The 291-nt window shown below is 37.8% G+C and carries 1 protein-coding gene; it reads right to left on the bottom strand.

The genetic code is table 11. From position 1 onward, the window contains the following. Positions 1-291, bottom strand: a 291-nt coding sequence (locus tag ACSG5Z_RS31395; protein WP_435712904.1) for a methyl-accepting chemotaxis protein, incomplete at both ends; no start/stop codon positions are given.

Below are 291 nucleotides of genomic sequence, written 5' to 3' on the forward strand. Positions count from 1 at the left end.
CAACTGTATCATCTGTAGACTTCAATATTTCAGCGAAGCTTTGCTTCGTTTCATTTGCAACTACAAGTCCTGATTGTACTTCTGTTCCAACTTGCTTCATAGAGCTTACTGTTTCTTTTATGACAAATTGTATCTCTTTTACTAGTTTTCCAATTTCCGTAGAAGACTGTCCTGATTGTTCTGCTAACTTTCGCACTTCATCTGCTACAATTGCAAATCCTCTTCCTACTTCTCCAGCTCTCGCATCCTCAATTGCAGCATTTAATGCTAATAAATTTGACTGCTCTGCAA

It is taken from the genome of Bacillus pretiosus (assembly GCF_051294775.1).
GTDB lineage: Bacteria > Bacillota > Bacilli > Bacillales > Bacillaceae_G > Bacillus_A > Bacillus_A wiedmannii.